The sequence below is a fragment of the Moorena sp. SIO3I6 genome (genome assembly GCF_010672095.1).
The window spans coordinates 1-4,439 of the sequence record NZ_JAAHHU010000355.1 but is presented as its reverse complement, the minus strand read 5'-3'; the positions used below and the strand labels follow the sequence as shown (position 1 = coordinate 4,439).

Annotated in this window: 3 protein-coding genes; all 3 read right to left on the bottom strand. The window is 45.9% G+C overall.

All coding sequences use genetic code 11. The features are described 5' to 3' along the window. Positions 1-295: 295 nt before the first annotated feature. A complete protein-coding gene (hpsE, locus tag F6K49_RS35910) occupies positions 296-1,240 on the bottom strand; it encodes a hormogonium polysaccharide biosynthesis glycosyltransferase HpsE (RefSeq protein WP_293104491.1) in 945 nt (314 codons plus the stop codon). Positions 1,241-1,611: 371 nt separating this feature from the next. Next, positions 1,612-2,250 carry a calcium-binding protein gene (locus F6K49_RS35905; RefSeq protein ID WP_293104488.1) on the bottom strand — a complete coding sequence of 213 codons (639 nt, stop codon included), beginning with the start codon at positions 2,248-2,250 and terminating at the stop codon, positions 1,612-1,614. 147 nt (positions 2,251-2,397) lie between these two features. After that, on the bottom strand, positions 2,398-4,439 hold a 2,042-nt coding region (locus F6K49_RS35900), incomplete at its 5' end, for an esterase-like activity of phytase family protein (protein WP_293104485.1).

Genomic DNA, 4,439 nt, shown 5'->3' with positions numbered 1-4,439 from the left:
AGGGAGTAGGGAGTAGGGAGTAGGGAGTAGGGAGTAGGGAGTAGGGAGTAGGGAGTAGGGAGTAGGGAGTAGGGAGTAGGGAGTAGGGAGTAGGGAGTAGGGAGTAGGGAGTAGGGAGTAGGGAGTAAAAAAATGTTTGTAACTATACCCAATTATCGAAAACTACTTCTTCGCTCTCCCCACAGTACCCACACTAACCCCTCTCCCCACACTCTGTTTCCTGTTTCCTGTTCCCTATTCCCTATTCCCTATTCCCTATTCATACATGCCAGCATTTTGCCTTATGATTCATTAATTACTGATTCCCAAAAATCCAATGATAAAATGGACTAAACAAGCTATTCACAAAAAGTTCCAGTTCGCAAGCTGCTACTAAATCTGTCTTGAGGTGTTGGCGATATCTAATCAGGTGAAGGATAGTCTTGCCCAAATCATTGATTAGGTAAACTAGAATCATGATAGGCTTTTGCCAATGTTGAAAGCGCAACATGCGAGTGGGATACCGACTTAACCCAACACCTCGAAATAATTTCAATAAATAGTCTTTTTCCAAACGCCATTTTGGGATTTGATGCTCAATACACATTTGAGGGTTATGCCAAATTTCCCAACCCGCTTTTTGAATATACGATAAGGTTTCTATATCTTCTCCTTTAGCAGATAGGGATGTCGCACATACCCCCTTGAGCCAAGGCTGTTCAGGAACATTATTTAACCAGGCTCGCTTACGAATCACTAACCCCGCACCGACAGGAAATAACCCTTGACGAGGCTGATAACAAAATGGCTCTTCACCTCGTTCTATGATAGCAATAAAACAAGCAATTCGCTGAAAGTTTTCCGGTGGTTTAACTTCATAGTTTCCATAAATTTGACTACCATAAGCACCAGCTTTTGGATGGGAATGACCAAAATTATAGGCAGCACTAACCCAATCAGGAGTAGGGATATTATCATCATCTAAAAAACCGACATAGTCACCTTTAGACTCCTGGATAGCACGGCGTCGAGCAAATGCTATCCCCTGTTTTGGTTCAAAGTAATATCGAATAGGATAAGCTCCTGGATAGGATTGATATTCCTCAACAATTTTGCTGGTATTATCAGTACTATTATTATCAATAATCATAATTTCCCAAGCAAAATGGTCGGTTTTAATTTGATACAGTAATCGCTTTAAAACCTTAGGTAGACGAGTTTCGCCGTTATAGGTACAGATAGCAACTGTGAAATCAATCATGGGTAGTCAACCATTAGAGTCCCTTTTGAATTAAGAATGTAGAATTAAGAATTAAGAATTAAGAATTCTACATTCTGCCTTCTACATTCTGCCTTCTGACAGACAACCTACCCTACACCAAACGCCAAGGGCGAACAACATTTTTGAATTAAGAATGTAGAAGGCAGAATTAAGAATTAAGAATTCTACATTCTGCCTTCTGACAGACAACCTACCCTACACCAAACGCCAAGGGCGAACAACCGTCAACCGTTAACCTTCAACCGTTAACCTTCAACATTACACCTTCAACATTACACCTTCAACATTACACCTTCAACCTTACACCTTCAACCTTACACCTTCAACCTTACACCTTCAACTGCACTGCCTTAACCAACAAAAATAAAAGTCGTAGCAGCATTATCGATCAGGGTTTCAGCCTGGACATGATTCAGGATTGCCAAGGTTTCATCACCGGAGCTAATCACAGCGTTGTTGCCTTCCTGAGTAACAGATAACTGACCAATGGTTAACCCGTCTGCTAAACCGATGAAGTCTTCACCGACTTGGAAATCTCCAATCTTATCAGTTCCTTCACCAGCTGCCAAGATGAAGGTATCACTACCATCACTAGAGTCATTATCACCAAATAGGGTATCATTGCCAAGACCGCCTCGCAGTAGGTCATCCCCAGCATCACCCCAGATTTGGTCATCACCTTTCTGACCAAACAGGGAATCATTACCGGCTTTTCCACCAATGCGATCGCTTCCAGCACCCCCGTAAATTACATCATCCCCTCCAAGGGTATTGTTAGAGGAACGGCTGTTGAAGTCACCTCGTAATATATCATCTCCATTACCCCCAAAGATAGTATCATTACCTAAGCCACCAGCAACTAGATCATTTCCAGCTCCAGCAATGATTGTCTCATCAGCTTCGGTGCCAACTAGTTCGTCATCTGATGGAGTTCCCGGACCGGGGTTGACTGAAAAGACAGTAATGGTTTTACTGTCTTCTTGAGCCACTACCAGCAGGGGTTCACCATTGGGGCTGTCTTCTACAGGAATAAATGTTAGCCCCTCAGGCTCACGGTCTACTGGATCATCTGGATTGCCACCATTATCATTGGGCAGATATTGGACAAATTCAGGAGCCGTGGGATTAGTGACATCCTAGACAATCACGCCGCCTATTCGTTCGAGACCGATAAACGTGTAAGTGCGATCATTAATGACCCCGGTGACAATTCCTTCCGGTTCTGGTCCTTGATTGTCACTGCGGTCGTCAAAAGTATCAGGAGTGCCGCTAGAATTAAATAGTTCAGGAACTTGCTGAGCTGTAATTCGTTCAAAGTCATCACCACTATCAAACACTAGGTTGCCAAACTCATCCCAAATTGAGAAGGAGCGCCCACCGTAGGAGAATAGCTGGTCAAAATCACCATCATTATCCAAATCCCCATCAATGGTAGATATTCTCAAACGACCCAGTTGAGACTCTGGTTGTAGGGTTTCAGCATCGGGAAAGGCCTCTGGGTCGAGGGTCAAGTTTGCAATCCGTTCCTCTTCATCCCTGATATCCCCTTCATTGGCAGTGACGTAGTAGGTTTGACCGTTTGCCTCAAAGGATGCGATCGCATCTGGTTGGTATAGACCGAAAACGGGCCAATTTTGGATGTTGATGCCATCATCCTCATTACTGGCATCCAGGGCATTGTTCTCACCTAGGTCGATCAGACCTAAGACCACAGGAGTTGGATTGGGGTTCAGAGGAACCGAGCCATCCACCGGAATCTGCTGATCGAGTACTCCAAAGTCATTGTCATTGAGTACAGCCAGTTTGCCATCATCCAGTAGCGCTAGACCTTCTGGTTTATCACCAGCGAGATACCCAATGGAAGGCAGGTTTGTCACCTTAATCTTATTGACCGCCTGAATCCCAAGAGCATCTAGGTCATCCGCACTCAACTGCTCCAGAGTAGAGCCAGTAGGTAGTGTGGGGGCATCCGGAGCAAGTAAATTAGTGGCTTTTGTCAGGTCTATTTGGAAGATGAACTTCTTCGCTGTATCACCAACTGCGGAATCTCGCTCAATGACAAATAATTTTCCATCCTCAGCGTATACCGCATCACCAATCTTATCTACTCGTCCTCCACTACGTAAAGCAGGGTCTTCGAGCAAGTAAACATACTCGGCAACGGCATTACCTGTGGTAGTATCAATTCCGAGAATGCGAATCACATCAGAGCTATCAGAGGTAGCACGGTCTGGATTCTGTAAAGGAGTTTGAATAAAGGCGTAGAGGATATTATCCTCTGGATCCAGAGCTACGGCCTCAAAGCCACGGTTACGGCGGCGATTGGCGTACTCCTCAGGTAAGGACTCAGTGCCAAAGGTTCCCACTGCTGCACCAGCCAAGGCAGCTGTTCCTTGGGGAACAAAGCGGTCAATCAGAACACCATGGGCATCAAAGTGGTAGATAGCTGGACGGTACTCATCCACCATCCAGAAGGTGCCATCAGCAGCGATTACTACCCCTTCCAGGTCAGCACCAAACTCATCTAAGGGCAGCAAATTGCCAGATAAGTCTACTGGTTCTTCATCCACCCCGGCAATATTGGGTAGTCCTGTGATTGGTGTGGTGCTATCTTGACGGGTCAAGAAAATGGTTTCGGTAATGGTGATCTCGCCAGAGCTGGGATTTAACTCAAAGCGGATCACCCGAGCTTGGTAATCCGGTAAGGCAAAGGGTCGTTCCTTACTCCCATCTCCATCCACATCAGTGGGTTTGCCATGGGGTCCCCGGTCAGGAACCGTGACAAACTTCAAGTTGCCAGTTGCTGCATCCGTCCCTTCGTAGAATAAGCCAGACAGTCCGCCCAGTTTAATCTCTTGACCCCCTTCGGTAGTACCAAGTACAGGCAAGTCATTGAACTCAAATAGCTCTAGGGTGGGCTGACCTTGGCTGTGGTCTTTCACACCCAGAGGCACGATATCCACCACTGTAGCGGACTCCAGGTCTACCACCCCAAAGGCATTGTTTTCCTGGAGGTTGACAAAGGCTGTAGTACCATCGCTTGAGACAGCAATGAACTCTGGTTCCACATCCTGAGCAACAGTCTTGTCTGGGAAAATACGTACACCCTTTGCCCGGAATTCCGCTTCACGACCATTGAAGGCGCTGAAGTCTGCTGTGGCGACATTGTCTTGGGTTA